Here is a 3,736-nt window from a genome sequence, read left to right as displayed (position 1 = left end):
GCCGCGAGCCGGTCCCGACCGTTGAGCGTCGGAACCACGACCGAGAGTTCCATGCTCCACCCTCATCCGGCCGAGCCTTAAAAACGTGGCCGGCCGAGGACGGGCGAACGCTTACGTCGGCCCCGCGCCATCGCCGGAACGTGATACCTGACTCTCACGTCGACATCTTCGAGTCCGAGTCGTTCGCCCACATCTCGACGGTCGGTCCCGACGGCTTCCCGCACGTGACGCCGGTCTGGGTCGACCACGAGGACCGGGAGTACGTGCTGGTCAACACCGCCCGCGGCCGGCGCAAGGAGAAGAACGTCCGGCACAACCCCAAGGTCGGGGTCTCGGTGTGTGACCCGGAGGATCCCTACCGCTACGTCGCGGTCCGCGGGGAGGCAGAGCTCACCGAGGAGGGGGCAAAGGAGCACATCGACGAGCTCGCACAGCGCTACTTCGACGTGGAGGAGTACCCACACCACGGCGAGGAGTCCGGCCCGCGCGTGCTGATCAAGATCCCGACCGAGCGGATCATGACCAGCGGGTAGCCCCCGGTAGTTTCTTTCCGATCGCCTCGCCAACGCCGCCTATGGTCTCCCGCGAGAACACGGTCATCGCCGCCTGCATCGCCCTCGCGATCGCGTCGCTGTACGTCGCGAACACGCTCACGACGCTGCAGCAGTGGCAGTCAGCGGGACTCATCCTCGGCGTCGGCGTCCTCCTGCCGACGCTCGTCAACGAGTTTCTCGACGGGCGGGAACCCGACCGCTGATGCCGTCGCCGCTCGCGGTTCGGCAAGCAGTACGGTTTTAGTGTTCGGCACGTGACTCCCGATAGCGTGAAGGGAAAGGAGTGGTACCAGGCCGACGACGTCGCCGAGGAGTACGACGCAAAGCGGTTCTCCCGCGGCGGCCGCCTGATCGACCGGCGGGAGAAGCAGGCGGTGCTCGACGCGGTCGGCCCCGTCGAGGACCGGGACGTGCTCGAGATCGCCTGCGGTACTGGCCGGTTTACCGTGATGCTGGCCGAACGCGGCGCCGACATCGTCGGGCTGGACATCTCGGACGCGATGCTGGCCCAGGGTCGGGAGAAGGCCCGACAGGCCGGCGTCGACGACCGCGTGGAGTTCATGCGCGGCGACGCCGCGCGGCTCCCCTTCCCCGACGATCACTTCGACGCGGTGGTCGCGATGCGTTTCTTCCACCTCGCGCCCACCCCCCGGAAGTTCATGGCGGAGATGGCCCGCGTCTCGAAGGAGCAGGTGTTCTTCGACACGTTCAACGACTTCAGCACGCGGGTGCTGTACAACCGACTGCTCCCGATGGGCTCACACCTCTACGGCCGTGACGAGGTCGAGGAACTGCTCGACTCCGCCGACCTCGAACTCGCCGGCGCCGACCACGACTTCGTGCTGCCGTACGGCTTCTACCGGAAGATACCCGACGCGATGGCGGGGCAGTTCCGCAAGCTCGACACCGCGATCGGCGGCTCGTCGCTGGGCGAGAAGCTCTGCTCGGTCACCTGGTGGGACGCCCGAGTGTAGCTACTCCTCGATTATCTCGCCGACCGCGAAGTTCGACTTCACCTCCGTCACCTCGATCTTCACCCGCTCGCCCACGTCGGCGCCGGGGACGATGATCACGTAGCCGCGCTCGACGCGGGCGATCCCGTCGCCCTGCTTGCCGATGTCCTCGACCTCGACGTAGCGAACCTCGCCCTTCTCGACTGGCGGCTGAGGCTCGCCCTCGCTCGTCGTGGCGTTCGCGGACGTGGTGGTCGTGTTGCCGTCGCTCGCGCCGGCCTCGCCGTCGATCAGGGCGACACGGTAGGTGTCGCCGGCGGTGAGCGAGCCGCGCTCGATCTCGCGTTTGGGCACTTCGACGACGTACCGTTCGCCTTCCTCACGCACCGTCGCACTGAACAGACAGAGGAGTTCGTCGGAGATTTCCATAGCTGAGACTCGGCTACGACCAGTCCCCCCTGCGTAATATGTGTACCGCTCTCACGGTACCCCTCGGCGCGCGGTCACTCGGTCCGCTCGACCGGCGTGCCGTCTGGGCGCTTCGCGCCTTCGGAGTCGTGGACGACGATCTCCCCGTCCTCGGTCGCGACCGGCTCGTAGTTCTCCCGGAGCGAAATGGCCTCCTCGAGCTCCCGGATCGCACGTTCCTTCAGCGATTCAGCCAGCGCTTCGGCCTCCTCCCGGGAGATATCCCGCCCCAGCCCCTCGCACTCGTGGGCGCGGACGATTCCCTCCGAGTCGACCGGGTCGCCGGCCGGCTCGGCGGTGCCGTCGAGCGCGACGCTGAACGGGTACGTCTCACAGATCAGAGGCCGGTCCGGGTGGACCGTACACGCGCCGAGGCCGTCCTGCTCCTCGTAGAAGACGCAGTCGCCGCAGGCGTCGGTCTGCAGCGCCCACTCGAACGTCTCGCCCTCGGGGCCGTCCTCGCCCTCGGAGAGCCCGTAGGGCATGGGGCGGGCCACGTCGCGCCACTCGCGGTCGCCGTCGCCCGCGTCCTGCAGCGTCCGGATCTCGTCGGGGAACACCGTCGCGGTGTGCGGTTCGGTGTCGCCCTCGGGCGTCTCCTCCCGCGTACAGCAGGCGCCACAGCGCGTGCACTCGAAGCCGATCGACTCGATGGCGTCGGCGAGCACGTCGGTATCGAGCCCGCGGGCACGCTCGAGCTCGTCGGTCAGGGACACGGAGGCTCTCGGCGGGCGGGCGGGAAAACGCCGTCGCCGCGGGCGTGGTCACGCGGGCGCGACCCGGCCCGTCTCGGGCCTCCACGTCACTCGTCCCTCCACGGCCAGCTTCTCGACGTGGGCGCGGACGGTCGCCCGCGCGAGGTCGCGGACGCCCGAGACATCTTTCTCGTAGGCGGCGTCGACGACCGACTCGAGGTCGGTCGCACCGCCCCGGACCGCGTCGAGGACGGCCCGCTCGCGGTCGAGTCGGTGGCCGATCAGGCGTTCGAGCGTCTCGCGGGGAGTCGGATCGCCGTCGATCACGGGACCGTGACCCGGCAGCAGTCGATCGGGATCCCGCGCCCACAGCCGCCGGAGTGCGGTGAGGTACGCCCGCAGGTCGCCCTCCGGCCCGCCGACGACGACGCTGCCCTCCGCGACCGCGAGGTCGCCCGAGACGACGGTCCCGTCGCCGAGATCGAACGCGACGTGATCGACGGCGTGGCCGGGCGTGTCGAGCACTGTCACCGGGCCGGCGCCGGTCCCGATCTCCGAGCCCTCCCGGATCTGCCGGTCCGGCTCGACGCCCGTCGCGGCGGCGAAGCGCTCGGGGCGGCGGGCCAGCAGTTCGGCGCCGGTCTCGGCGGCGTAGTCGGCGACGGCGCCGACGTGGTCCGGGTGGGTGTGGGTGACGGCGATCGTGCCGACCTCGTGCTCCTCGACGAGCGCGTCGAGTTCGTCGGTTCGGCCGGCGGGGTCGACGAGGACCGCCGGCGACTCGCCGACGAGATAGGCGTTGGTCGCGCCCGTGGGTGCGCGGGTCTCGACGGGAATCGAGACGCGTTCGACGTGCATGGGTCGGTGTTTCGTGGGCGGGGGTAAATGTTCGACGGGGTTGGTGCTCGTTCGTGTGGATCCTTCGTCAGCAACTACGACAGCATCTCGTTCGTTGGCTACTGGGACAGCACCCGCGACAGCACCTCGTTCGTAGACCACTTGCGACCGCAGTGTGCTGAGCACGAGGCTCGGCACAGTACCGATTCCCCACCCCTCCCCCCGCGGC

6 protein-coding genes are annotated in these 3,736 nt (G+C 69.4%); 3 read left to right on the top strand and 3 right to left on the bottom strand.

Annotated elements, in window-relative coordinates:
* The first annotated feature begins 140 nt into the window (after positions 1–140).
* From ACFR9S_RS11535 to ACFR9S_RS11525, 3 genes are all read left to right on the top strand, one after another.
* Positions 141–533, top strand: coding sequence for a PPOX class F420-dependent oxidoreductase (locus tag ACFR9S_RS11535; protein ID WP_379732153.1), 393 nt, complete (start codon positions 141–143; stop codon positions 531–533).
* A 41-nt stretch (positions 534–574) separates the two neighbouring features.
* Positions 575–757, top strand: coding sequence for a hypothetical protein (locus tag ACFR9S_RS11530; RefSeq protein ID WP_379732152.1), 183 nt, complete (start codon positions 575–577; stop codon positions 755–757).
* 66 nt (positions 758–823) lie between these two features.
* Positions 824–1,528, top strand: coding sequence for a class I SAM-dependent methyltransferase (locus ACFR9S_RS11525; protein WP_379732151.1), 705 nt, complete (start codon positions 824–826; stop codon positions 1,526–1,528).
* On the opposite strand, the gene ACFR9S_RS11520 is transcribed toward ACFR9S_RS11525, so the two are convergent.
* From ACFR9S_RS11520 to ACFR9S_RS11510, 3 genes are all read right to left on the bottom strand, one after another.
* Entirely contained in the window at positions 1,529–1,936 is a 408-nt protein-coding gene (locus tag ACFR9S_RS11520; protein WP_379732150.1) for a TRAM domain-containing protein, read from the bottom strand.
* A gap of 74 nt (positions 1,937–2,010) precedes the next feature.
* Positions 2,011–2,691: a YkgJ family cysteine cluster protein gene (locus tag ACFR9S_RS11515; RefSeq protein ID WP_379732149.1), complete on the bottom strand. Its 681-nt coding sequence runs from the start codon at positions 2,689–2,691 to the stop codon at positions 2,011–2,013.
* A 48-nt stretch (positions 2,692–2,739) separates the two neighbouring features.
* A complete protein-coding gene (locus ACFR9S_RS11510) occupies positions 2,740–3,528 on the bottom strand; it encodes an MBL fold metallo-hydrolase (RefSeq protein WP_379818713.1) in 789 nt (262 codons plus the stop codon).
* Positions 3,529–3,736: the final 208 nt, after the last annotated feature.

Source organism: Halolamina salina (genome assembly GCF_042678005.1).
Lineage (GTDB): Archaea > Halobacteriota > Halobacteria > Halobacteriales > Haloferacaceae > Halolamina > Halolamina salina.
Note: the sequence above shows the minus strand (reverse complement) of the source record. Positions and strands in the feature narration are given on the sequence as shown.

Excerpts from the sequence above, each read along its gene's own strand:
- ACFR9S_RS11530 (WP_379732152.1), top strand. The coding sequence starts at position 575 with ATGGTCTCCCGCGAGAACACGGTCATCGCCGCCTGCATCGCCCTCGCG.
- ACFR9S_RS11510 (WP_379818713.1), bottom strand. The coding sequence starts at position 3,528 with ATGCACGTCGAACGCGTCTCGATTCCCGTCGAGACCCGCGCACCCACG.
- ACFR9S_RS11520 (WP_379732150.1), bottom strand. The coding sequence starts at position 1,936 with ATGGAAATCTCCGACGAACTCCTCTGTCTGTTCAGTGCGACGGTGCGT.